We start from the raw sequence: 1,399 nt of genomic DNA, 5'->3' as shown, positions 1-1,399 counted from the left end.
AAGGCTTTGCAGCGGCCGTCGGGTGAGAGGCCGCGTTGGCGGCTGAATTCGATGAAGGTGGCGGGGGTGGCCATGACGGTGACGCCGCCGGCGAGAGCGAGGTCGCATTCGCCCTGGCGGAGGGCTTGGGCGGCGAGGTGGAGGGCGACGAGTGAGGACGAGCAGGCGGTATCCACCGTGACTGCCGGGCCTTCCAGACCGAACGTGTACGCCAGCCGGCCCGATGCCACACTGCCCGCGCTCCCCGTGACCAGGTAGCCCTCGAACCCCTCAGGGGCGGTGGCGGCCTGGTGCAGTCGGGCGCCGTAGTCGTTGTACATGACGCCGGTGAAGACGCCGGTGCGGCTGCCGCGCACCGAACCGGGCGAGATACCCGCCCGCTCGAACGTCTCCCAGGCGGTCTCCAGCAGCAGCCGTTGCTGCGGGTCCATGGTGAGGGCTTCGCGCGGGCTGATGCCGAACAGGTCCGGGTCGAACTGGTCGGCGTCGTGGAGGAAGCCGCCGTGTTGGGCGTATGAGGTGCCGGTGTGGTCGGGGTCGGGGTGGTAGAGGCGTTCGAGGTCCCAGCCGCGGTTGGTGGGGAAGCTGGTGATGGCGTCGGTGCCGGAGGCGACGAGGTTCCAGAGGTCTTCTGGGCTGCGCACGCCGCCCGGGTAGCGGCAGGCCATACCGACGATCGCGATCGGCTCGTCGAGTGCGGCGGAGCGCTGGCCGGTCTCCGCCAACTGGGCGGCCTGGACGGGCGCTTCCGAAGTCTGAGCCTCGTCGATGAGCTCGCTCCACAGGTGCTCGGCCAGCGCGGACGGCGTGGGGTGGTCGAAGACGAGCGTGGTGGAGAGCCGGAGGGCGGTTGCTGCGTTGATTCGGTTGCGTAGTTCCACGGCGGTGAGGGAGTCGAATCCCAGCTCGGAGAACGACCGGTCCGCGGCCACCGCCGCGGCGCTGTGCCCCAGTACGCCGGACACGGTGGCCCGCACGATGTCGAGCAGTCGCGCCTCCTGTTGGGTACGGGCGAGGCCGCTCAGCTCGTCCGCCAGGGACCGGGGCGCGTGCTGCGTACCGGCCGCCGCGCGGGTGGTGGGGCGTATGGCCCTGCGGACGAGCCCGCGGAACATCGCCGGGACCGTGGCGCCTTCGGAGTGAAGGGCAGTGGTGTTCAGCCGTGCCGGTACGAGTACCGGGCGGTCCGGGGTCGCCAGTGCCGCGTCGAACAGTGCCAGTCCCTCGTCGATGGTGAGCGGAGCGATACCGGTCCGGCCGAGGCGCGCGAGGTCCTGCTCACCGAGGGTGGTGGCCATTCCCTCGTCGTTCCAGAGTCCCCAGGCGAGGGAGGTGGCGGGGAGGCCGTGGGTGTGGCGGTGGTGGGCGAGGGCGTCGAGGTAGGTGTTGGCGGCGGCGT

Annotated in this window: 1 protein-coding gene; it reads right to left on the bottom strand. The window is 71.2% G+C overall.

From position 1 onward, the window contains the following. A partial coding sequence (locus ACFVT2_RS43390) for a beta-ketoacyl synthase N-terminal-like domain-containing protein (protein ID WP_390028005.1) occupies window positions 1–1,399 on the bottom strand: 1,399 nt, incomplete at both ends.

It is taken from the genome of Streptomyces sp. NPDC058000, from assembly GCF_042886435.1.
Lineage (GTDB): Bacteria > Actinomycetota > Actinomycetes > Streptomycetales > Streptomycetaceae > Streptomyces.
This window is presented reverse-complemented; position numbering and strand designations above follow the sequence as displayed.